The organism is Campylobacter rectus, from assembly GCF_004803795.1.
In the GTDB taxonomy this organism is placed as follows: Bacteria; Campylobacterota; Campylobacteria; order Campylobacterales; family Campylobacteraceae; genus Campylobacter_A; species Campylobacter_A rectus.
This window is the reverse complement of sequence record NZ_CP012543.1, coordinates 2,475,340-2,498,722: the sequence shown is the minus strand read 5'-3', so window position 1 is coordinate 2,498,722 and position 23,383 is coordinate 2,475,340. Positions and strand designations below refer to the sequence as shown.

Below are 23,383 nucleotides of genomic sequence, written 5' to 3'. Positions count from 1 at the left end.
GTGCGATAAAAATTTTCTCAAATTTAAGTCGAATTCGATTCTTGCAAAATCTAAAATTTAACCTCGGCAACGCAAATAATGTTGGCTCAATTAAACTTAAGCGGGTTTTTAGCTGCGACTTGTGTTGCTACTGCGAGCAGATGGGGATACGCTAAACATAGACTAGCTAAATTTAAAGGGATCTTTTTAAGCGTAGCAACGGTAGCGACCGCAGGAAAGCTAAGCAAAGAGAATTTCTTACTTCATCTTAAAGAATGTGTTCTGCTCTACTTCACTGCGTTCGTAGTTTTTAAAGACGTAGCTACGAGCATAGCAAAGTAGAGTTTAGATATAATAACGGTAAAGATAAAAAACAAGCGAAGCGATCACGAAGTGATGTTTCTATAAAAGAGCTCTATCATATTTTTAAAGATGATAAGAGGTCTTGTAAGTAGCAAGACGTAGTCGCAGCTAAAAATCCGCTTAAGTTATCTTGAGCCAAATTCTGATATTTTTAGTTATTTTATTGATTGTTTTTTCTAAAATTTTAGTAATTTTCGCTGTTTTTACAGCTTTGATATCAGATGAAAAAATACCATAGAATTTCTCTAATTTTTTAACTTCACTGCGCCTATTGCTTATAAGAACATAGTCTTCATCGCAACTTAATGCTCCTTATTTTTACTATAGATTTTAAGAATTATTTTCATTTAAATTTGTTACAATCTTCAAACATTTTAATCAAAATTTAATGGAGAATGTTATGAATATAACTCAAACGCATATTTCGGCGCTTTATGTTGCACTTTTCGGTAGAGCTAGCGAAGGCTCAGGCAATAAGTACTGGCAAGATACAGCAAAGACGAATAATCTAAGTGTATCTAATGTTGCAAATTTAATGCTTGCTAGCGACGCATCGAAAGATTTTTTCATTGGCAGCATTGATTCGAATGCGAATTTTATATCCCATATATAAAACCACTTTAAATAAAAGTGCCGATGCCGAAGGTAAGGCATATTGGACGCAGTTGCTTGATAGCGGTGCGAGTAGAGACGTGATAGTCTCAGAGCTGATTAAAGCCGCGTTAAATCCCGTTTATTCAAAAAGCGAGGACAAAGATACCAAGGCCGCATTTAATACCCTGCTTAATAAAATAATAGTTTCGAACGTGGTCTCAGATAGCGTCGAAAACATACCCGGTGGAGATATAAAGTCTGCTCTCAAGGTATTTGAGGAGATAAATAACGCCATAACCGACCTCACTACGAGCGAAGATATAAGGAAGTTAATAGAGTCCAAGCGAGATATTTTAAATATAGACACCTCTAAACTTATCGCATCGCTTCAAGCAAATTCCAGAATAAAAATAGTATCGGAGATAACAGGCAGGAGCGAAGATGAAATCTCGAAAGAACTTGCCCCACAGCCTACTCCCGATCCTAATCCTCAGCCCGATCCCAAACCAGAACCCCAGCCACAACCAAATCCCAAGCCTGCGCCAGATCCTAAACCTCAACCTCAACCAAAGCCCGAACCCCAGCCGGAGCCGCAACCAAACAGCGGTGCAGAGGGGTCGTTAAAACAAATGGTAGATGGCTTTGGATCCACAAACGTCATAGGCTATTCGGCAAAGATAGAAGAAGGCGGCAAGAAGTATTTCGTGAGCATTCTGGCGGCCGATAACAATGGCGTAAATTTAAGCGCGGATCAAAAGATAAATCTATCGGCCAAAGATGGCGTTGTCAAAACCGCAGATGGTAAAATTTTAAAAGCAAATGTCTTTGTCGTGAAAAATTTTCCGCAAAGCGATAGCTTGGAAGTGGATAAGAGCACGGCAATCTTAGGTGCATTTACTAAAGACGGGCACAAATTTAGCGCCAAAGACCAAGAAAGCGGAGTACCTTATAGTCACAGCTTTCAGCCAAAATCCGGCGTCAAATTTAATGATGAGGGCTTTTTCGAGAACTCGCTTGGCTTGGTAGAGGGTACTACCGACGGCGTTAGTGCGGAAAAATCCGGCTTGGGCGCGGGCGGTATGGTCTATAAGCTAGTAAAAGGCAATCAAACCACCTACTACGTGACAAACAAAGAAGCCGTCCCCGAATCAGGCTATCACACCGGTACGGTTGTCATCGAGGGCGCAAAGCCGGGAGATAAGATAAAATTTGCAGACAAAGACGGATCGCTCGAAAAAGCCGAGAATGAAAGCTCGCTAAAACCCAATGTAAAGCAGTTTATCAAAGACGGTGACGATACGATCGTTTATGTAAATGGAAATAGAGCTGGTTTTAGTAACGGCGATGATCTAAAGATAGTGTTTAAAGGTGTTAATATTGATCCTGAGGCAAAAGATGGCGCATTTAACTTGACGCAAAACGTGCTTAGCGAGGGCATAGCGCGGGTTTCGGACGCAGATGGTTTTGTTAAATTATTTAACGATGCGCCTGCGGTAAAGATAGACGGAGTAACTTCTATATACAAAAAAGATGGTAAATTTTATCAAGACGCGCAGGCGAGCAAGCCTTTAGACGTAAGCGCGCTTAACGTCAAAGCGGTCAAATTTGATAGCGGCAATGTTTATACGTTTAAAGCTGCAAAAAAATCGCAAAACAAGGATGCGATAAAGGCTTATAACGAGCAAAATTTGACCGAGAAATCCAAAGAAGGCGACACGCTAAAAACAGCCGATGCGCTTTACGTTTTTCATAATAGCGGCAACATCAAAAGCATAATAAGTGATGATTTTACCTTTGAAAACGGCTCGTTTTTTATAGGCAAGCTAAGCTTGGAACAAGCAAAAAATATCAACAAAGAGGCGTTTTTATCGGGCAAGATAGGTAGAGGGGTATTTCCTAACGACTACTCTACCATAGAAACGCAGGGCGTTAAATTTAACCTCAAAGCAAACGGAGAGGTGAGATCTTTTACGGCAAATTTTGAAAAAGCGAAGGAAATTTTAGCCGGCGGCCTAAAAGATAAGATTTTAGATGGAGCCGTAACGCTAGCAAAAGATAGCGTGCTAACAAACGCCGAGCTTAAAACGTTAGCCGGGAACCGGACTAAATTTGCCGATGGAGCCGTGCATTCGGCGAAACTAAGCGTAGCCGAACTAACGTCGTTAGAGACCGATATCGCTAAAAAAATTGCAAATTCGGCCGTTAGACTAACAGATACGAACCCTCTTAGCAAGGAACAGTTGGTATCGCTAGTGGCTTTTAGCGATAAGCTAAGCAAGGATGCGGTAACTAAAGCGCAAAAGCTAAGCGTAGATGATTTTTACGAGATTTTTGGTAAAAACCTACTCGCTAGCGGCAAGCTCTCAAGCGATAAAATCGCGGACGGTATCCTGGAAATCGCAGACAAGGCTCAAAATTTACAAGAAGCAATCAATGGCAGGCTTTATTATTTTACAGATAAGCTAAAGTCGTTAAAAGTAACCGACGGCAAAATGCTAAAAATCACGGCTTCTAATTTCAAAAAAATCACAGGCGACAAATTTGACGCGGATGACAACATAAGATTAACCGGCGTTAATTCAAGCGATAAGGACGCCGTGCTAAGCGATAAAGTTGATAGCTTTGAAGCCGCGTCGGGTTTAAAGATTGGCGCGGAAGAATACGCTAAATTTGCCGCCAAAATAGCCGGAGATGGCAAACTAAATGTAGAAGATAGCGCCGAAAATATCTTAAAATTTATAGACGGCTCTGAGCTAACAAAACTTGGTAGCCTTTCGTTTAAAGATAAAAATTTCGTGCTGGATGCAAGCGCTGTTAGTAAGCTGGCGGCCTTAAATCTGCCGCTAAAAGTAGGATACGGCTCGCAAATTTCATTAAAAGAGACTGTGGCAAATTTGACGGCCGATAACTACAAACTCTTAAAAAACTTCTCCGCGCTAGCCTTTAAAGGTTCGTCCGTGAAAAAACTAATAGATATAAAAGGCGATGAGACGCTCGAGATCGACAAAAATCTTTACAGTTCATTTAAATTTACTTCAGATGATAATATAAAAGTAACCAACGTTAGCGGAAACATTACCGCCAGCGACGCAAATGAAACCTTTGTCTTACAAAAAGACGCACAGGATAGTCTTCGCCTCAGCTCCTTTTCTCAAAACGACAAGCTTGACTTCTCGTCTGTAGCACCCGGCGTAAAGGCTATCGGCAGTCTAAACGTAGCTTCTAACGCGCAAATGCAGCTGCAAAACGGAAAAATTTACTACATTAGCGATATAGGCACGGGCTTTGCGTCCGGTTTTGCCAAGATATTCGGTGCAGGCAAGGCGTTTTCTACCAAAGCCGCAGGCGGCGAAAAGTCTGTCATTTTGGCCAAAACTGACAGAGGTTTTGATATATATAGTGTCGAAAACAACGGCGACGATGAGATAACTCAAGACGAGGTAAAATATCTAGGTGGAGTGAATGCCCAAAGCGGATTTCATCTAGGAGATGGCAATCTGGTTTTAGCATAAAATTTAAAAAGCGTTACCGTTGCGGGATTTGCTAGGCAAACCGCAGCGGGCCAAATTTGTTCGATATAGTTAAGTCGGACCCAAAGATAAAACCGCATACGGATAAGCTCAGACTGTGAAAAAACGAGACGGTGCGGCTGGCGGATAAATTTAACAGAGCATAACGATAAACAGCGATGACAAAGCCGATAAATTTGACCGGGCGGCAGCTTGGTTTTATTGTCCGGTCGCTTGCAAAAAGGGCACAAGATATTGCATCAAGCGGTTTTATGCTCTTTTGCTTTACCGGATTCGCATTACGAGGCTGCAAATCTAAAAAATAAATGGCTAAAAATCCGCTTAAGTTCCGTTGGGTCAAATAAATTTTGCTTACGTAGCGTTTTTAGTGGCAATGAAATTTACCCGAATTTTAGCACATCTGCAAGATAAATCTCGAATATGCAAATTCGCTTAAACTTTACGAGTTTGCGGTGCGAAGTTTTTATTTGGAGGTAAATCAATAGTATATAAATTTGGGCTCAAGATAAGTTAAAAACTTTCAAAGGAGTTTTCTCAAAGAGAGTGCGTCTTATCAGTAGCAAACGAAGTGAAGCTAAGCACAAGAGTGAATTAGATGAGAGTGTTATTTATTCTGATTGTTGGAAAACTTATGACGGATTGGTTGATTATACAGCTTTAGCTCATTATAGAGTAAAGCATTCAAAGAATGAATTTGTTAACGGTAAAAACCACATAAACAGCATTGAGAATTTCTGGGGATATGCTAAACATAGATTATCTAAATTTAAAGAAATCTTCTCAAGCGTAGCGACGGTAGCGACCGCAGGGAAGCTAAGCAAAGAGAATTTCCTACTTCATCTTAAAGAATGTGTTCTGCTTGCAGTTACGAGCGTAGCGAAGTAGAGTTTAGATATAATAACAGTAAAGATACAAAAACTTTCTATCATATTTTATTAAAGATGATAAGGGGTCTTGTAAGTAGCAAGACGTAGTCGCAGCTAAAAATCCGCTTAACTTATCTTGAGCTTAAATTTGTCCAATATTCGCCTTGCAACTTAGTAAAATTTGTGGTGCTTCCAATGCTTATGCCGTGAATCAAATTTAATTCCTATCGTCGCGTCCACAGTCGGCAAATTTTCATCAAGATATGCTTCCCGTCATTGTCAAATTTAATATCTCACGTCAAATTTGCCGCCTTGCCAAACGCTTGTTTATAGCTCTAATTCGGCGATCAAGGAGTGCGAGCCGTTAGCTAGTATGCGCCGCAAACAAAATTTACGACGCACTCAATACTTGCGCCGTAAATCAAGCGGTATAAATGAATTTAGCCCGATAATCGCAGTCTTATGAAGTGCCGATCAAATTTGAGCCGAATTTAAACCCTTTCCGCCGCTTCTAAAACCACACTTTTTAGCAAATTTACGCCGTTAGCGATATCGCTCCAGCTGGAAAATTCCGCCGGATTATGACTGATGCCGTCTTTAGACGGGATGAAGATCATCGCCGTAGGACAAAGTGCGCTCATATGCATCGCGTCGTGCCCCGCACCGCTTGGCATGATTTCAAAGCTAAGCCCGAGCGTCGCGGCTTTTTGGGCGATGAGCTTGATGAGGCGGCCGTCCAGCGCGCACGGCTCGTCGAAGGCTAGCTGCTTGATCTCGCATTTGACGCCGCGCCCCTCTTCGATGCGCGAGATTTCGGCCAGGATCTGCTCGTAGGCCGCTTCACGGGTGTGCAGGTCGATACCGCGCAGGTCGATTAGCAGCGTCGTCTCGCCTGGCACGACGTTCATAACGCCCGGTTTTACCGTGCAGTTGCCTGCGGTCGCTACCACGCCGTTTGACGCGTTTTCGCGCGCGACGCTCTCGACGGCCAGTACTATCTGCGCCGCTGCGCAAAGCGCGTCGTGACGGTACTTCATCGCGGTCGTGCCGGAGTGCTGAGCCTGTCCCTGCACGCGCACGCTAAATCTGTGCGGCGCGGCGATAGCGCTCACCACGCCGATTTGGATGTTTTCGTTGTCCAGCAGCGGCCCTTGCTCGATGTGCAGCTCGAAAAAGCTCTCGTAGTTCGGCGTCAAATTTTTAGCCTTTTCGATATTTGCCGGATCGATGCCAAACTCCGCAAAAATCTCGCCGATAGCGCGCCCTTGAAAGTCGCGCACGTCTTTTAGCTTTTCATAACCCAGCTTGCCGCACATAACCTTACTGCCAAGCGTGGCGATGTTAAATCTGCTTGATTCCTCGCACTCAAAGACGACTAGCTCGAGCGGTCTGCGCGTTTGCACGCCCTCATCGTTTAGCGATCTGATGAGCTCCAGTCCGCCTAAAACGCCTAGGATACCGTCAAATTCGCCGCCGTTTATCACGGTGTCCAGATGCGAGCCAAACGCTACCGCCGGCAGTCGGGGCTCGGTGCCTTCGCGCCTGGCGAAGATATTTCCGATCGCGTCTATGCGCACTTTTAGCCCCGCTTCCTTACAGCGCGCGATAAATAGCTCTCTGGCGGCCTTGTCTTCTCGCGTGTAGGCTAGGCGGCTCATCCCGGCGCCAAAACTCGCGTCGTTTATGGCGTTTATCTCGCTAAAAAGCGCCTTAAGTCTATCTAAATTTATACTCATCGCCTCTCCTTTAGGTTTAAAATTTACCAAATTTTAGCCAAGAAGTATTAAATTTGTGCTTTAATATTTTTATTTAATGTAATATTTAATTTTTAAAGTTTGTTTTTTGATTTTATTGTTATGCAGACACTACTTGCGGAGTAAAACGGGTATGATTTTGTATTTGTCTTGGCGTATCGCTTTTGATTAAATTTATGCCAGACGATCCAGGATTGCAAACTAACGCTTGAGTTTTACATACTAACAAACGCTAACGTTAGTGCTATCCAAATTTAGCGGAAAATTCGGGCTTGAAGATATATTTTGCAAACGAGCCGAATCAGAATTTAACGGTGTAAAATATTAAATTTCACTAACGAATCCGCTTAATCGGAGCTTTAAATTTACGGCAAGCGGAGCAAGCAAATTTAAGTTGCAAACCGAGTTTAAAATTTGGCGAGAATTTTTGAAAACTATACGGCATACAGCACAAATTTGCCGCCTTAAATAAATCTTTAGCTCATAACGTATTTGCGGCGAGCCAAAGTTAAATTACCGGTTTAAACCAGCTGCGCTCCCTCGCCTTTTACAACCTCGCCGATAACGTAGCCGTCGGTATTTGCCAGCACGAAGTCCGCGTTTTCTTTCGGCGCTACGACGATCATACCAACGCCCATATTAAACGTCCTCATCATCTCTGCCGGCTTCACTTTTTGCGCGATGATTTTAAAGATCTCAGGCGTGCGGATCGCGGCATGCTCGATCTTTGCACCCAGCCCCTCGGGGAATACGCGCGGCAGGTTTTCCACTATGCCTCCGCCCGTGATGTGCGCGAGCGCGTGGATCTTGTCTTTTAAATTTAAAAAGTCTCCGACGTAAATCCTGGTCGGCTCCAAAAGCACGTCGATGAGTGCGCGACCGTCCACTTTGTCGTCAAATTTTAGCCCCAGCTCGGCGATCACTTTGCGCGCGAGCGAGAAGCCGTTTGAGTGCAGGCCGCTGCTAGTAAGCGCGATAAGTACGTCGCCCTCGCGGACAAATTTAGAGCGGTCGATCTCGTCCTCTTCGGCGATACCCACGGCAAAGCCCGCTAGGTCGAAGTCGCCCTTTTCATACATCGAGGGCATCTCCGCCGTCTCGCCGCCGATAAGCGCGCAGCGCGCGAGTTTGCAGCCTTCGGCGATGCTTTTTACTACCTCTTTGGCATCCGCAATCTCGAGCTTCGCCGTCGCGTAGTAGTCGAGGAAAAATAGCGGCTCGGCGAAGTTGCAGATGAGATCATTCACGCACATCGCGACGAGATCCTGGCCGACGCCCTCAAATTTGCGCGCGTCGATCGCGAGTCGCAGCTTTGTGCCTACGCCGTCGGTAGCGCCTAGGATCGCGGGCTTTTTGTAGCCTGCAGGTAGCCTTACTGCGCCGCTAAACGAGCCGATACCGCCCAAAACGTGCGGAGTTTGCGTCGCTTTGACGAACGGTTTTATCGCGTTTACGAAGTCATTTCCCGCGTCTATATCGACGCCCGCGTCTTTGTAGCTTATCATTTTTGCCCTTTGTTGAAATTTGGTTAATTTTAGCCAAAACTTGCTAAAATCGGAGTAAAAAATCGGAGGCGAAATGCCGAAATTTAAACACGCTATCGTCATCACGGGTAGCATCGGTAGCGGCAAGAGTGCGGTTTGCGAGCTACTTGCCGAGCGCGGATTTGAGATCATCGATGCTGACCGGATCTCGCATTGCATCCTTGATCGCTGCGCCGCGCAGGTGGCTGAAATTTTCGGTGCGCAATACGTCGTGCAAAAAGACGCACAGACTGAAAATTCGAGCTTGCATGCAGGATTTAGCGATGAGAGGTGTGTAGATTTAGCCTCCGGCTATAAATTTAAAGACGAGACCGTTTTGATCGGCGATAGCGGTGCGAAAGATGGCAAAAATTCTATCGATACGACGCATGCGGATTTAAAATTTGATGCGCGTCACGGCGAAGAAATTTTAGAAGAAATTTTACCGGGTTCTCGCGCATCTGTAGATCGCAAAAAGCTAGGCGAGCTGGTGTTTAAGAATCCTGCGGAGCTTGCAAAGCTAGAAGCGCTGTTGCATCCAAAGATAACGGCTGAAATTTTATCGCAGGCGCGGGCTTTAGAGGCGAAAGAAAAGATTTTTTTTGTCGATATTCCACTGTTTTTCGAGGGCAAGAGATATGAGTTTTTCGATAAAGTGGCGGTCGTTTATGCGCCTAAAGATACGCTAATCGCGCGCGTGATGAAGCGAAACGGGCTTAGCTGCGACGCTGCAAAACGTCGCGTAGAGCTGCAAGCGGATATCGAGCAAAAGCGCGCTATGGCGGACTTTGTGATAGACAATAGCGGGGATTTGGAATATTTAAAAGAGCAAACGCGGGAGTTTTTGGAGAAAATTTCGGCAAATAGTTTCAAAGACGCTAAACTTTAGTAATCTATTTAAATTTCGACGGATCAAATTTTGATAAATTTTTCAAATTTTATTTACGAGGAACGGTCGCTTACAAATTTTGGTCTTACTAAAATTTGACTTTTGGAGTGCGGAAGTCGATTTATTTCGGTGGTTGCCTATTAAGCTCGGCCGTCTCGTCGCGTATGATCGAACCGCGCGCCGTTTTGCTATCGCTTATCGATTTTATACGCTTGCGGTATGGCGCATTTTAAACGAGTGCTAAATTTGCACCAAAATGCGCTGCGCTTAAGCGGCAAAATTTGTATCTAAAAAGCAAAAATCCCAAGTTAATACGCTCGCTCAAAATGCTCAAATTTAAAATACGGCAAAATTTAAGTCGCCTTGTTTAAAATCTACGAGCATTATTTTATAAATCGCGCGTTGCAAGCCCTTTTGGTTTAATTAGCAAAATTTGACTTTACCGAGTGGCGGTAAAGCGATTTTGGCGATAAATTTATGCAAATTTACCGAGCTCTTTGCCGGCTCGAAACCGCAGTAGCCATCAAATTCGACTATCGCATCGTATTTTTGCATCGCTTTTTAGGCCGCCTTTTTTACGCCGCCGTTAAATTTAGCGCCCTTAAATTTTAGTTCGCCGCAAAATTTCTTGCCGAATTTTGCTTCCACGATTAGCACCAGCACAAAAAATATCTTTTCGTCGTTTATAAAGGCGATTTGGCGCAGGGTTTGGCTTGCGTCCTTAAATTTAACGCCGTTTTCTCGCAGCGTTTGGCAAAACTCGGCCTCGTCAAAGCCCAGTTTTTGCGAGATTTCGGTGATCGTGTAGGGCTCGAGCGAGGCGATGATGCGGTCCATATTGCAACTGCTCGGGTTTTTGCGGCGAGTAACGACATCGATAAACTCATTTGCGAGCTTGACCAGCTTTTTCTTGCGATTTATGACGTGCAAAAGAGCTGCGAGCGCGACGATAAAGCCGGCAAATTTATGCGCCCCCATCCAAAGCTCGCCGTATTTGCCCAGGGCAAAATTCGCTCCTGAAAACGCGAGCAAACTAAGCCCCAAAATAAGTGCGCAGATGAGGCAAAATTTATAAACGATCTCAAATTTAAACATAAAATCCCCTAAATGCATTTTTGCAATTATACAGCTTTAAAGATAAACCGCATTTTAAGGATAAATTTACTCTTTTTATCTACATACAATATTTTTGGGTGAATTTATTTTGGATAGATCTTGTTTGAATTTTTCAAAAGGAGCGAAAATGCGCGAATACAAGAAGTATCGGGGGCTCGTTGCGTTCTTTGCTATCGCTTTTGGGATGCTGGGCTATTGCGAGATTTGTCGCAAAGCGCCGTTTATTACGAGTTTTGCCGATAAAACGACAAAATCACAGTTAAGCAAGATCAAATTTACGCGAGACGGTTAAGTGGTAAAATTTGCTTATTTCGGTAAAATTCGCCTGCGCCGACGGACTTTAAATTTGACGCGATTACGGTCAAAATGCATGGAATTTGTTAAATTTAACGACGTCAAAAGGAGATTTATGAGCGAGCTTTATATTTTTGTTTATGAGCTTTGCGCCCTGATAAACGAAAATCTAAAAAAGAATTTTTATTTTCAAGCGGGTTTATTTTTAGTCGTCGTTTTTCTGGGCTTTTTAGCGTTTTGGCTTCAGGACTAGTCAAATTCGGTGAAAAATTACTATTAAATTATCCAAAAATAAAACAAATTTTTGAGCTACTAAACTTCGGCAAATTTAATTTTTGATAATATTGTATGCTTTATTTTGAAAATAACTAAATTTGCGTCGCTAACGATTGGCGATTATTTTTGGAGAAAAATTGAATTATATTTCTATCGTTTTATTTATCGTTTCTATTTTTTTAATTAAATTTTTACGTCTCAGAGTCGTTATAGGCATAGCAAGCGTGCTTAGTTTTGTGTATATCGTATTTTTGATTTGCGAATTTTCGTTGCAAATTTTTACCGGCAACACTTTTACGCCATTTACTATAAATTTGTTAAAAATAAGTATCGAGGGCGCTTCTATTGAGCCTTTTGCTAAAGACATCGCGATTGGTATTTGCACGGTTGCGTGTTCTGCGCTATTTTGTGTGATAATTTATAAAAGATCATCTACCGCGGCAAAAAATTTGCCTCGCAATAAAAACAGAGTCAGAATCGGAGCCGTGTTTTTTGCCGTTTGTTTTACGGCGGCATTTGTTCTAAATCCGCTAACGCGTTCGGCTTGGGAGGTAAAAAACGCTTTTTATCCAAGCGTAAAAAGGTTAAAACAAGATATCTATCCGCTCATCGCCTTGCCTAAATTTAATGCGCCCAAAAAGAGAAAAAATATAGTTTATATTTATTTAGAAAGCCTTAATAGCGGCTATATGGACGAAAAGCTTTTTCCTGATCTGATGCCTAATATCAACGCATTATCTTCGCGCTTGGAATTTGACAACATTCACCAAAATCCCGGCGCAGCTATAACGATAGAGGGATTTTTTGCAAGCAATTGCGCGATGCCTTATATTTATAATTTCGACGATCAAAACAAAAATATTTTTTATAAAAATATAACGTGCGCTAGCGATATTTTGCATGAGCTTGGCTACCATACGTATTTTATGAAAGGGGCTTCTTTAAAATTTCAAAAGACCGACGAATATTTTAAAGCGCACCATTTTGACGAGATGAAGGGACTTGCGGATATCGATATAAAAGCAAATAAAACCGTATGGGACGGCGGATGGGGAGTAAATGACGACGATATGTTTGATATCGCGTGGGAAGATTTTACCAGGTTGAGTAAAAGCGGTCAGCCGTTTTTGCAATCTATGATCACGCTCTCCACCCACGCACCCGACGGCATAATACCAAAAGCTTGCGAAAATATGGAGTATAATTTTCAAGGTAACAGCGTTCGGATGCTGCGTGCGGTTAAGTGCACCGATATGCTAGTCGGTAATTTTATTAAAAAAATACGCTCCAGCGAATTTGCAAAAGATACGCTTATCGTGATTCAAAACGATCACGTGGTGCCTTATATACAAAGCTCGAAAGAAACTTATGATGCGCTTATACATAGCTCTAAGGGCGGCGGAATGCTATTTATGATGATAGATGATGATTTTGAGGGGGTAAAAATCATAAATTCTATGGGTTTCAGCCTGGATACCTTTGTTGCCGTTTTAGGCTATCTTGGCATAACAAACGAGCTAAATTTGGGACGTAGCGTGATCGGTTCAAAATCTCTTTACGGTAGCGATATGAGAATTTATTCAAAAGCCGCAGCTTTATTAAGACACCTAAAATATGACGAGATAAAACAAAGGCGCTCGCAGCAAAATTTATAAATTTACAGCGCCAATGAGCTTAAATTCGATACCGATTTCACGAGTAAATCGCACAAGTTTTGTTAAATTTAACGGCGCGAATTTAATCGATAAAATCATCAAAAATATAATACCCGCAATATCCGATAATCGCAAAACATATCATAATAGTCGCAAACCACACCATCTCTACGCTTTTCGCATAAAATAAAAAAGCTAGCGCAAGTATCAAAATCCAATGCATATGCGCTTTATCCTCTATGTGTAAATTTACTCCTCGATATTGCTCGGCGAGGTCGGTTTGCCCAGCAAAAATCCTTGAGCGTATTTGATGCCGAATTTCTTTATTTCGGCGAGGATTTCTTCTGAGCTCACAAACTCCGCCACGACGTTGTAGCCTTGTCTTCCGGCAAAGTCGATGATGGTTTGCAACAGATAGCGGGCGTTTTTGTCAAACGGCAATTTTTTGATGATCGAGCCGTCGATCTTGATCGTGTCGATATCAAGCTCCAAGATGCGGTAGTAGTTCGAGTAGCCGCTGCCGAAATCATCGATCGAAATTTTACAGTCGTAGGCGCGGATTTTGTTGATGAAATCATTTACTATCTTATAGTCATCCACGCCCTCGCTCTCTAATATCTCAAAATACACGTGCTCGGGGTTCGAGCAGACGCGTAGTTTTTTCTCGATGAGATCTCTGATGCTCTCGTTTGCGATATCGCTACTGGAAAGATTCATCGAAAAGCTCGTATTCGTAAATTTTTCCACGAGCCTAAATACGTGCTCGACGACTTTTTTCGTGATGTCGTTATAAAGCGAAATTTTCTTTGCTATGTCTAAAAACTCGCCCGGGTAGCGGATCTTGCCGTTTTCGTCGATGAGGCGCACGAGTACTTCGTAGTATTTGATGCGCGTCCCTTCGCCCGATACGTCGTAAATAGGCTGACACTCGACGATCACGGTGTCGTTATATAGGGCGTTTTCGATGGTTCGCGACATAATTTGGTTGTGATAGTACTGCTGCTCGATGTGGCTGTTTTCGGTATAAAACTGTGCTACCTCTTCTTTTTGCTTAGCCTCGTGGTGAGCTAGCATGGCCTGGGTTAGACGGTTTGTTTGAGGTGTGTCTTGAGGCATGCTGACGCCGATCGTGATTTTTATATTCGGGATAAATTCTTTTACGCCGTCAACCGTGATATAAAGGTCGTTTGCCTTGAAATAATCCATAAATCTATGTACGTCGCGATCTACTTCCTCGCCGCCGTACCAGATACAAAACTCGTCAAACTGCACCCTGTAAATGTCGGCATCCATCTTATAAGTATCTATGCAAAGCTTAAGCGTGGCGGCAAAAGAGGCGATGATGGCATCCACGGTTTTGGTTTTATAAAAGAAGCGAAAATCCATAAAATTATTTATATTTATATAGATGATCATACCGCTTACGCCTTGCTCCATCCTTTGCGTCAGAGCAAAATAACTGCCAAGCCCCGTTAGCTTGTCCGTCAGCGCTTCGTTTTGCAGCTCTTTGTTTTTATTTTCGAGCTCTTTGGTCATCGCGATCTCTTTGGTTCTATCAAATTTGATCGACATATAGCCGTCTTTGTCGCCGTTTTCGTTAAAAAGCGGCGAAAAAATGACCTGCTCGCGGATGAGCTCGCCGCTTTTTGTCTTGCTGATTAGATCGTCGGCTCGCCAAATTTGATTGTTCTCTATCGTTTCTATCATATCTTGATAAAATTCTTTCGGGTGCATATTGGATTTGATGAGATTTATATTTTTGTCTTTTAGTTCTTTAAACTCATATCCGAAATTTCGCTCGAAGATTTTATTTACGTATTTTATTTTCTTGTCCAGATCGGTAAAGGTTATAGCGTTAAAGCTGTGATTTACGGCTTGCTCGAAGCGGTTTAACAGCCTGATGTTGCTCTTGGCTCTAGCGTAAGAAAGATAGATAAATACCAATGCTAGCGCAAATAGCACAAACACCAGCGCCATCGTTCCTCGTAAATTCGACGAGGCTTTTTTGATATATTGCTCGTTTTTTTCTTTTATGTTATAGAGTTTTTTGTAAATTTCAAGAGCCTCTATGCGGTGGAAAATCTCTTGCGCTTGCTCGTAGCAACCAAGCAGCTTTTGCGCGCTAGCTAAAAATCCCGCATCGCTTTTGCTTAGCTTGGGTTCTTTTAAATGCTCGTTTAAAAGCCTTCCGGGTGCAGCCAGATCGGTGTTTAGATCGTATCTAAACATCAAAATTTGCGGCATCAGCTCGTTAAAATGAAGCCCTTCTAAAGCCTCGAATTTTAAAATTATCTCGTTATAAACGAGCTTCGCCATTATCGTCACAGAGTTAAATTTATCCGTTAGTTCGGCCTTTTCTTTAAGCGCCTCTTCCAATTCGCCGAAAGTTTTTTTGTTTAGCGCGAGTTTTTCAAACGATATGAGATTGTTTGCATTAAGCTTATTAAGACCTTTTTTAAACTCCGCCGTATAGTGCATAACCGCGTCGTAGTCGGCCTCTAAAAGGCTTTTTTCGAGCAAGAAATTTACCTCGTCGTTAGCGTCTATCATCTTTTCGATCGTGCCTTTCCACCCGTAGGCGGTGGCTAGGTCTTTAGTGGCTTTGTAGATCATCGCAGTGCCGAAAAATGCGATACAAACGATAACAAGAAATAAAATTTTATGAAAAATTATCTTGTGTTTCATTTTAAAATTTCCGGTTTTTCGCCGCTTAAAGTCAGCAAAAATTTATAAAGCGCTTGCGTTTGCTCGTCGCTTAGATTGTAGTTTATGCGCTTTTTGGCGACGAATTTGATCGCTTCTTTAAGGTCCGCAATCTCACCGCTATAAAGATAAGGCGCGGTTTTTTCGATATTTCGCAAACTAGGCACTTTGTAGCGTCCCGCTTGACTGCCCTCGCCGCTATCGAATTTGAGCTCGTAGTAGAGGTTTGCGCCCAGATTTACGCCGCTATGGCAGTTTATGCAGCCGATTTTTTTAAAGAGTTCAAACCCGTGTTTTTCGTCCTCGTTTAGCGCGTTTGCGTCGCCTTCGATAAATTTGTCGAATTTGGCGTTTGGCGTGACAAGAGCTTTTTCAAAATTTACCAGAGCGTCGGTGATGTTTTCAAAGGTCGCGTCCTCGCCGTAAATCTCAAGGAATTTTTGCTTATAGACGGGGTTTTGATTTACCTTTCGGGTTAAAAATTTAGGCTCGCTACCGAGCTGATTTTCGCCCGTTAGACTCCGTTTTACCTGCTCCTCTAAGTCTTTAATCTCGCCGTTTTTAAAAAAAATAAAATTTAATGCCGAATTTAGCGCCGTGGGCGGGCTGACCTGAGAGCCGACGGAGATTTTTACGTTTTTTTTACTCGTGCCGCTTAGGTTCCAGTAAAGGTTGTGGCACTTTTCGCACGATAGCGTTCCGCTCGGGCTTAGCTCCGTGTCGAAAAACAGCTCTTTACCAAGAAGCGCTTTTTGTTCGTCAAATTTGGGCGGGGTAATGGGCGCTAAAACGTGAGAGGCGGCGAAAGAGTGAACGCAAAAAAATAACAAAATGCACGAAACTACCTGCAAAAACGCTCGCGGCAACTAAAATCCTTTTTAAATTTTAAATAAATCAAGCGATTATAGCCTAAAAAACCAAAAGCTTCATTGAAGAGACGATTTTTTCCGTTACGAAGCCCTCGCGCGCGATGCTTTCCAGTCGCTTTCTGACTGCGCTTTCTTCCTGTGCGAAATTTGAAATTTGCAAATGCCAAAGCGCGTTTTGCGTCATCTCCTCGATCGTGCGTTTTTGCTCTTTGGATTCTTCTAGCACGCAGGAGTTAAATGCGATATTTTTACGGCGCAAGTAATCCTCGAAAAGTCCCGCTTTTGCCTTAAAATCTCGCTTTTCAAATTCATCGTAAAGCATATCTAAGACGTTTGAATTTCGCGGCTTATTCCACCAAAGATAGACCCTTTGTTTTCCTAAATTTATAAATTTTTCAAAGTCTTCCTCGTCCGAAATCGCAGGGCTCATCGTGCTAAAAGCTATGTCGTAAACGCGGTTTGGATTAAAGTTTTTAAAATCGCTTTGCACGGCGGTTAAATTTGAGACGCCAAATTTGGCCGCGTCTTTGAGCATGATTTTTAGCATCTCGTCTGAAATATCCATACCTGTTACCTCGCGGCAAATGCCGGCTAGTAGCAGCGTATGCACGCCCGTGCCGCAGCCGATGTCGGCTAGGCTCTTGGCGTCAAATTTAACGCCAAACTCCGCGATCTTGGCGTAGAGCCGTGTTTGAAATTCGCTCGGCGCACCCGTAAATCGCGGGTAACTCGCCGCTTTTTTATCCCACATTTCTTTCATTTTGTCTGCCTTTAAATTTTTGCTACAATTTTAGCGTTTTTAGGAGAAAAAATGAAATTTTTTTACTACGAATTTACTGTAGACGAGGACGCCATCGACGTAAATCGTCACGCAAACAACGCTCACTACGTCATTTGGATGCAAGAAGCCGCTAGCGCGCACTCTAGCGCAGCAGGCGATCTTATCGAAGCAAATCTCGCGCAAAACCGCACGTGGATAGTGCGCAGGCACGAGATAGATTATCTGGGGCAGCTATTTTTGGGCGATAAGGTGCGTATAAAAACCTGGACGCAGCCCGAAAAAAAGAGCTGCTCGAAGCGCTTTTACGAGTTTAGTAAGGACGGCGTCCTGGTCGCGAGTGCGGTGACGACTTACGTATTTTTTGACCTCGCGCGCGGCCGTCCGATCGCGATACCGCCGGAGATTGCGAAGCTTTATGAGGATTAAATTTTAGTATTTTTGATTTTGGCTTTTTACTTTTTTCCGTGTCAAATTTGCCGCTACCTTTACTTGTATCAAATTTATGCGCGCTTGCGTCTACGCTCACCGCTAAGCTCGCCGCGGTTTTACTTTTACTCGCGTCGAATTTTGACCGCATCGCTCATCGTAAGCTTGCTGTGTTTTGCCTTTACCTGCGTCAAATTTATGCCGCATATGGAAACTAGACTTTAAATTTTCGCGAGGGATTTGGCGAGTAAAATTTGCGGTTAAATTTGAGCAAATTTATTTTGCAAACGCGAGAAAGGCGAATTTGACGCTGTAATGCAGGCGAGATTTGCGAAAAAGTGCGCGCATTTAAAGAAAAAATTTAACTCCAAATCGGCTTAAATTTGTCCATTGGCCCTTAAATTTTCAAATAAAACCGAATTTGCCGATCCGAATTTTACTATCGAATTTGCAAGTAAATTACGCGCCGAGTTCTCAAAAGCAGTCGTCGCAAACGCCCTTAACTACGACGCTTTTTACGTGATTTTGTTTTAGGCGCGGCATATCGATATTAGTCATCTTGTGGCAGACGTCGCAGACGAAATACGCCTTTGCCCCGCTTTCAAGCTCGTAGAAATTTTTGCGGTTATTTTCGCTTTTTAGCACGATGCCCTTAGCCTCAAAAAGGTCCATACAGCGGTAAAATGTGGTTTTGTTCGCGTCGATTTGGGCTAAAATTTCATCATAACTAAGCGGTGCGGCGGCGGCGTGTAAAATGTGTAAAATCTCGAGTCTAAGCGGAGTGATTTTGATATCATTTTTCGTTAAAAGCTCCTCAAAACCGGCTTTTTCTTCCAAATTTTCGCTCATATTTTTCCTCCGCGTTAAGAATTTTAGGGTATTATACCCTGAGTAAAATTAATTTGCAACTAAGTTGCTTTTGATATAATTTCGCCCAAATTTTAACACGGAAAGGATAAAAATGAGAAAAATTTTCGCGTTTTTATGTTTGGGCTTAGTCGCGCTATACGCCAAAGGGCAAGTTAGCGTCAGTATTTTACCGCAGGAGTATTTCGTCAAGCAAATCGCGGGCGACGCGGTCGAGGTAAACGTGATGGTGGGCAAAGGAGCCGATCCGCACACGTACGAACCAAAGCCGAAACAAATGACCGCGCTTGAAAAAAGCGACCTTTATTTTGCTATCGGGATCGAGTTTGAGGAGGCTTGGCTGCCGAAATTTCAAAAATCTTATCCAAATCTCAAAATCGTAAAAACCGACGCGGGCGTAGAAAAGATCAAATTTGAAGGCCACCACGAACACGCAGATCACGATCATCATGACGCCAAACACGAACACGCAGATCACGACGCTCACCACGAGCATAAACACGAGCACGCCAGTCGCGATCACCACGATCACGAGCATCACCACGGCGAATTTGACCCGCACATCTGGCTGGATCCTGTTTCCGTAAAGGTTCAAGCTAAAAATATCGCCGCCGCGCTAAGCGAAAAATATCCCGAGAACAAGGCGCTTTTCGAGACAAATTTGGCTAAATTTGAAGCTAAGCTTGATGAGCTTGACGGATTTATCAAAAATACTCTAGCAAACGTCAAAAACCGCGAATTTATCGTATATCACCCGTCTTGGGGCTACTTTGCCAAGCGCTACGATCTAGAGCAAATCGCGATCGAAGTAGAGGGCAAGGAGCCAAAACCGGCCCAGCTAAAAGAGCTCATCGAGGAAGCCAAAGAGCACGGCGTGAAGGTCATTTTCGTCGCTCCGCAGTTTTCTAAAAAAGCCGCGCAAACCATCGCCAAAGAAAGCGGCGCTAGCGTCGTAGAGATCGATCAACTGCCGCTTGATTGGGACGCCGAGCTACGCAAAACGGCGCAAATTCTTTCAAAGAGTCTGTAAATGAAATTTGGACGCATATTCGCCGTTTTCGCGCTTTTTGCGTCCTTTTTCAGTTTCGCGCACGCCTGTGCGCTCTGCTCTCTTTACACCCCGACCGCGCATGCGACGGTCAAATTTGACGTTCAAGGCGAGATGATCAAAGCAGCCGTCATAACCTGGACGTTTTCTGAAAATTTCACCGAGCTGACGCTACAAAGCTACGACGAAAACGCCGACAAAGCGCTTAGCAAAAACGAGGCGTGGAAGGTGCAAAAATCCATCCTCGACTACGTCGTGCCGCGCGGTTATCTCACAAACGTGAGCTTTTACGACGGTATGGACGAGACTAAAATCCTTCACGCTAAAACGCTTTCTCAACGGGTGTATTTGGATGAGGGCAGGCTAAATTTCGAGTACATTTTAGAGCTAAATTTAGAGGCTAAGGATGACCGCGTCATCGTTTTTGAGATATTTGACCATGAGGGTTTTTTTAAATTTAAAATAAGTTCGGATGAGCACTTTGCCTTAGATAACGGCATTTACGTTATGCCAAACGTAAATTTATACACGGTATTTTTCCAGATGAGCGCTAGAGCTCCGAAACCCGTCCCGCAAAAGCCCGAGCTTAGCTCGTTTATTAAGGCGCAAAATAAGCAAAATTTAGAGCAAATCGACGCGGCGGATAAGGCTAAATTTGACTCGGTTTCAGGAATGAGCCTACAGTTTTTGGAGCGCCTAAAAGAGCTCATTAAGATAAACAGCGCCGAGCTAAACGCGCTAAATTTCGCCTTGCTGGCCGCGGTTAGCTTCTTTTACGGCTTTTTGCACGCAGCAGGTCCCGGGCATGCTAAGATGCTGACGGCCAGCTACTTCGTCGCAAACGGCGGCAGCTACTCGCGCGCGCTGGTTTTTGCGATGAAAGTCGGGTTCGCGCACGTGGCGGGAGCATTTTTGCTCGTGCTTTTTAGCTACGTTTTTTTAAACGCGTTTTTGACGAACAAGGTTAGCGATATCGCGGGCGCGATGACGAAAATATCAGCCGTAACGATCGTTTGCGTGAGTCTTTATATGATCTATGCTAAGCTCAAAAAAATGGCTCTAAAGCCTAAATTTAGCTTTGCTGCCGTGTCCGTTTCAGGCAAAAATGGCGCAAATGGGGCGAGTAAAGTTTTTGGTTCAAATTTAGCCTCAGCGTCAAATTTGAGCGCGAATTTCGTCAAATTTGGTCCCGTCGCTCACGAGAACGAGTGCGGCTGCGCAGCCTGTAAGGCCTCTAACGAAGCTCCAAAAACCGCCAGCGAGTGGCTCGTGGTGCTAGCAGGATCGCTAGTGCCGTGTCCGGGTACGTTGCTGGTTTTCGTGCTGGCTTTTAGCCTAAACAGCTATGCGGCCGGGCTTGCTAGCGGCGTGTTTATGGGACTTGGCATGGGTGCAGTGATATTTCTAGCAGCCGTTTGCGGCTTTAAACTAAAGGGCGCGGTGAGATTTCGTGCGCTGCGGACTTGCTGCGAGTTTGCTGCGCTCTTGGTTATGCTCGGGCTTGGTGTTTTTATGTTTTATATTTCGGGTAAGGTGAGCGTTTTATGAGCGACATTTCGGTGCGAAATTTAAGCTTTGGCTACGATGAAAACCTCGTGTTTGAAAGCATAAATTTAGAATACGACTGTAAGGATTTTCTAGCGATCATAGGCCCCAACGGCGGCGGCAAAAGCACGCTTTTAAAGCTGATGTTAGGCCTAAACAAGCCAAGCGGCGGGACGATCGAGGTGTTTGGCCAGGAGCCCGCTAGCGTGAGCAAGGCCGTGGGCTACGTCCCGCAAAATATCCCGATAAATCAGAGCTTCCCGATGCGCGTGCTCGAGGTCGTTTTGATGGGGCGGATAGATAAAAAGCTGTTTGGATTTTACGGCAAGGACGACAAGATAGAGGCCGAGGCGGCGCTCGAGCGCGTCGGGATGGGTGAATTTACGCGGCGCAAGATCGGCGAGCTAAGCGGCGGACAGCGCCAACGCGTCTATATCGCGCGCGCGCTTTGCGCAAAGGCTAAAATTTTGATGCTAGACGAACCGACCGCCAGTATCGACACGAAAGGCCAGGCGGGCGTTTATAAACTGCTAAAGCAGATCAACGCTGAAGGCACGGGCGTCGTGCTCATCAGCCACGACGTAAATTTGACGCTAAATTTCGCCACCAAGGTCGCCTACGTCAATCACGATCTTTTCATGCACGAGATCTCGCACGGCTCGAAGCAGGATTTTATCGAGCATTTGGCGAGAGATCATAGGCATTTTTGCGATGTGGAGGTGGCGTTGAAAGAATGTGGCTGCGGACATCGTTAGGCGATTTGCGGCTTGTCTTTTTCCTTTATACTTCGTTAGAAATTTCGCCGAAGCTCGGTTACATACTATATGTATGCGCCCTCGCTCGGCTCATTTCCGCCTCGTCTAAAGAAAAAATACTGCGCCTTAACTTTTTATGTTTAAATTTGCAAATTTGACTTGCCGAGACCCGCATCATGAAAACGTAAAATTTTAAAACATGTGGCGCAACAGCACCAAATTTAACCTGCACGAAGTGCAGCAACATCTCACGTGCAGTGGGGTAGGTGGGGGTTTGGGGGCGGAAGGGGCGACGCTTCGTAAGTAGAAACCCCTTCCGCCTCCCAAGAAAAAGAAAAACTAAAAATTTTTAGAGAATCTTAAATTTAACCCAACCAAATTTAGCACCTTAAAGGCGCAGGTCTCGGCAAGCAACACCAAAAACGCCGAAAAAAGTAAAAAAGGAAACAAATGCTAGAAGCTCTTAGCTTAAATTTTATGCAAAACGCCCTGCTGGCGGGCATCCTCGTTAGCATAGCTTGCGGCGTGATCGGCACGCTCACGGTCATAAACCGCATGGTTTTCATCGCGGGTGGCATCGCTCACGGCGCATACGGCGGGCTTGGCATCGCGTTTTATTTTTCGCTCGAACCGCTGCTTGGCGCGAGTCTGTTTTCGCTGTTTTTGGCGCTACTCATCGCCACCATCACGCTCAAAGATAAAAGCAAGATGGACTCGGTTATCGGCGCGCTGTGGGCGTTTGGTATGGCGTTTGGCATCATCCTAACCGACCTAGCGCCCGGCTACAACGTCGATCTCATGAGCTATCTTTTTGGCTCGATTTTAGCCGTGCCGCAGGGCGATCTTGTTTTTATGGCGGTCGCAAATTGCGTCATACTCGCATCCGTCGCGCTATTTTACAGGCAGTTTGAGGCGCTTAGCTTTGACGCGGAGTTTGCGAGGCTGCGCGGGGTGAAGACGACGCTACTATACTACGCGCTAACATGCATGATGGCGCTAAGCGTCGTGATGACGATACGCGCGGTCGGGCTCATACTGGTTATCGCGCTGCTCACGATCCCGCCCTATATCGCGGGTGCGATATCAAGCCGTCTGGGCACGATGATGCTAAATGCCGCGCTCATCTCGGCCGCATTTTGCGTGAGCGGGCTGTGGCTGAGCTTTGAGGCGAATTTAACCAGCGGCGCAAGCATCATCCTCATCGCTTCGGTTTGTTTTTTTATATTTACGGCTGTAAAAAGGCGGTAGATTCGGCGTTTTGGGTCAAATTTGATTCGCTACCTTGCGGCGTAAATTTGTTTAAATTTGAGCGCTTGGATTTTGTTTAATTTGCGAGTGGACCGAATTTAGTGTCGAATTTAAGCCGAGTTTGTCACGGAAGTCAAATCTGCGCCCCAAAATCAAGCGCCGAATCGTCGTAGCCTTATTCTGCGCAAAGATTATCAAATCCTAACCGGCTGCGAGATTTCGTTTTTGCCGCGTTTGCCGAGTAAAAACTCGAGCGTTACCGATACGATCCCCCTCTTTTTTTAAATTTGAGCTTGTAGTTG

Annotated in this window: 20 protein-coding genes and 1 pseudogene; 13 read left to right on the top strand and 8 right to left on the bottom strand. The window is 44.2% G+C overall.

Annotation, left to right across the window (positions count from 1 at the left end; genetic code table 11):
* The first annotated feature begins 78 nt into the window (after positions 1–78).
* The 4 genes and pseudogenes from CRECT_RS11970 to CRECT_RS13290 form a co-directional block, all read left to right on the top strand.
* Positions 79–321 (top strand): hypothetical protein, encoded by a 243-nt coding sequence (locus tag CRECT_RS11970; protein WP_002944073.1) that lies wholly within the window; start codon positions 79–81, stop codon positions 319–321.
* A 421-nt stretch (positions 322–742) separates the two neighbouring features.
* Positions 743–955 (top strand): hypothetical protein, encoded by a 213-nt coding sequence (locus CRECT_RS11965; RefSeq protein ID WP_039887935.1) that lies wholly within the window; start codon positions 743–745, stop codon positions 953–955.
* Positions 930–4,448, top strand: coding sequence for a hypothetical protein (locus tag CRECT_RS11960; protein WP_039887937.1), 3,519 nt, complete (start codon positions 930–932; stop codon positions 4,446–4,448). Before CRECT_RS11965 ends, CRECT_RS11960 begins: the two co-directional genes overlap by 26 nt.
* A 603-nt stretch (positions 4,449–5,051) precedes the next feature.
* Positions 5,052–5,440: pseudogene (locus CRECT_RS13290) on the top strand (hypothetical protein); the annotation flags it as partial.
* Between the two features lie 383 nt (positions 5,441–5,823).
* Here the strand turns inward: CRECT_RS13290 and CRECT_RS11950 are convergent.
* Together CRECT_RS11950 and purM are read right to left on the bottom strand one after the other, a co-directional pair.
* Positions 5,824–7,068, bottom strand: a complete 1,245-nt coding sequence (locus CRECT_RS11950; RefSeq protein ID WP_039887939.1) for a Zn-dependent hydrolase — start codon at positions 7,066–7,068, stop codon at positions 5,824–5,826.
* Positions 7,069–7,607: 539 nt separating this feature from the next.
* A complete protein-coding gene (gene purM / locus CRECT_RS11945) occupies positions 7,608–8,591 on the bottom strand; it encodes a phosphoribosylformylglycinamidine cyclo-ligase (RefSeq protein WP_039887962.1) in 984 nt (327 codons plus the stop codon).
* 73 nt (positions 8,592–8,664) lie between these two features.
* Between purM and coaE the strand changes: the two genes are divergently transcribed.
* Positions 8,665–9,498: a dephospho-CoA kinase gene (coaE, locus tag CRECT_RS11935; RefSeq protein ID WP_002944057.1), complete on the top strand. Its 834-nt coding sequence runs from the start codon at positions 8,665–8,667 to the stop codon at positions 9,496–9,498.
* Positions 9,499–9,921: 423 nt separating this feature from the next.
* On the opposite strand, the gene CRECT_RS13030 is transcribed toward coaE, so the two are convergent.
* Positions 9,922–10,053 (bottom strand): hypothetical protein, encoded by a 132-nt coding sequence (locus CRECT_RS13030; RefSeq protein WP_002944272.1) that lies wholly within the window; start codon positions 10,051–10,053, stop codon positions 9,922–9,924.
* A gap of 6 nt (positions 10,054–10,059) precedes the next feature.
* A complete protein-coding gene (locus tag CRECT_RS11930; protein WP_002944185.1) occupies positions 10,060–10,593 on the bottom strand; it encodes a hypothetical protein in 534 nt (177 codons plus the stop codon).
* A 148-nt stretch (positions 10,594–10,741) separates the two neighbouring features.
* Between CRECT_RS11930 and CRECT_RS11925 the strand changes: the two genes are divergently transcribed.
* The 3 genes from CRECT_RS11925 to CRECT_RS11915 all read left to right on the top strand — a co-directional run bounded on the left by CRECT_RS11925 (position 10,742) and on the right by CRECT_RS11915 (position 12,839).
* A complete protein-coding gene (locus CRECT_RS11925; protein WP_157752366.1) occupies positions 10,742–10,906 on the top strand; it encodes a hypothetical protein in 165 nt (54 codons plus the stop codon).
* 117 nt (positions 10,907–11,023) lie between these two features.
* Complete coding sequence (locus CRECT_RS11920) at positions 11,024–11,161, top strand: hypothetical protein (protein WP_157752367.1); 138 nt, start codon at positions 11,024–11,026, stop codon at positions 11,159–11,161.
* 160 nt (positions 11,162–11,321) lie between these two features.
* Positions 11,322–12,839, top strand: coding sequence for a sulfatase-like hydrolase/transferase (locus CRECT_RS11915; RefSeq protein ID WP_002944159.1), 1,518 nt, complete (start codon positions 11,322–11,324; stop codon positions 12,837–12,839).
* A 249-nt stretch (positions 12,840–13,088) separates the two neighbouring features.
* Here CRECT_RS11915 and CRECT_RS11910 read toward each other — a convergent pair whose 3' ends face one another.
* From CRECT_RS11910 to CRECT_RS11900, 3 genes are read right to left on the bottom strand one after another with little or no spacing between them, the layout of a single operon-like run.
* Positions 13,089–15,524, bottom strand: a complete 2,436-nt coding sequence (locus CRECT_RS11910; protein WP_002944110.1) for an EAL domain-containing protein — start codon at positions 15,522–15,524, stop codon at positions 13,089–13,091.
* On the bottom strand, positions 15,521–16,408 hold the full coding sequence (locus tag CRECT_RS11905; RefSeq protein WP_002944180.1) for a cytochrome-c peroxidase: 888 nt from the start codon (positions 16,406–16,408) through the stop codon (positions 15,521–15,523). The genes CRECT_RS11910 and CRECT_RS11905 overlap by 4 nt, the downstream gene beginning before the upstream one ends.
* Positions 16,409–16,451: 43 nt before the next feature.
* Positions 16,452–17,171 (bottom strand): class I SAM-dependent methyltransferase, encoded by a 720-nt coding sequence (locus CRECT_RS11900; protein WP_002944175.1) that lies wholly within the window; start codon positions 17,169–17,171, stop codon positions 16,452–16,454.
* Between the two features lie 51 nt (positions 17,172–17,222).
* Between CRECT_RS11900 and CRECT_RS11895 the strand changes: the two genes are divergently transcribed.
* Positions 17,223–17,618, top strand: a complete 396-nt coding sequence (locus CRECT_RS11895; RefSeq protein WP_002944243.1) for an acyl-CoA thioesterase — start codon at positions 17,223–17,225, stop codon at positions 17,616–17,618.
* A gap of 474 nt (positions 17,619–18,092) precedes the next feature.
* Here CRECT_RS11895 and CRECT_RS11890 read toward each other — a convergent pair whose 3' ends face one another.
* Positions 18,093–18,467, bottom strand: a complete 375-nt coding sequence (locus CRECT_RS11890; RefSeq protein ID WP_002944246.1) for a Fur family transcriptional regulator — start codon at positions 18,465–18,467, stop codon at positions 18,093–18,095.
* Between the two features lie 112 nt (positions 18,468–18,579).
* Between CRECT_RS11890 and CRECT_RS11885 the strand changes: the two genes are divergently transcribed.
* The 4 genes from CRECT_RS11885 to CRECT_RS11870 all read left to right on the top strand — a co-directional run bounded on the left by CRECT_RS11885 (position 18,580) and on the right by CRECT_RS11870 (position 23,081).
* Positions 18,580–19,515 (top strand): metal ABC transporter solute-binding protein, Zn/Mn family, encoded by a 936-nt coding sequence (locus CRECT_RS11885; protein ID WP_002944041.1) that lies wholly within the window; start codon positions 18,580–18,582, stop codon positions 19,513–19,515.
* Complete coding sequence (locus CRECT_RS11880) at positions 19,516–21,081, top strand: nickel/cobalt transporter (RefSeq protein ID WP_002944295.1); 1,566 nt, start codon at positions 19,516–19,518, stop codon at positions 21,079–21,081.
* Complete coding sequence (locus tag CRECT_RS11875; protein ID WP_002944172.1) at positions 21,078–21,833, top strand: metal ABC transporter ATP-binding protein; 756 nt, start codon at positions 21,078–21,080, stop codon at positions 21,831–21,833. Before CRECT_RS11880 ends, CRECT_RS11875 begins: the two co-directional genes overlap by 4 nt.
* 450 nt (positions 21,834–22,283) lie before the next feature.
* On the top strand, positions 22,284–23,081 hold the full coding sequence (locus tag CRECT_RS11870; RefSeq protein WP_002944108.1) for a metal ABC transporter permease: 798 nt from the start codon (positions 22,284–22,286) through the stop codon (positions 23,079–23,081).
* Positions 23,082–23,383 lie beyond the last annotated feature (302 nt).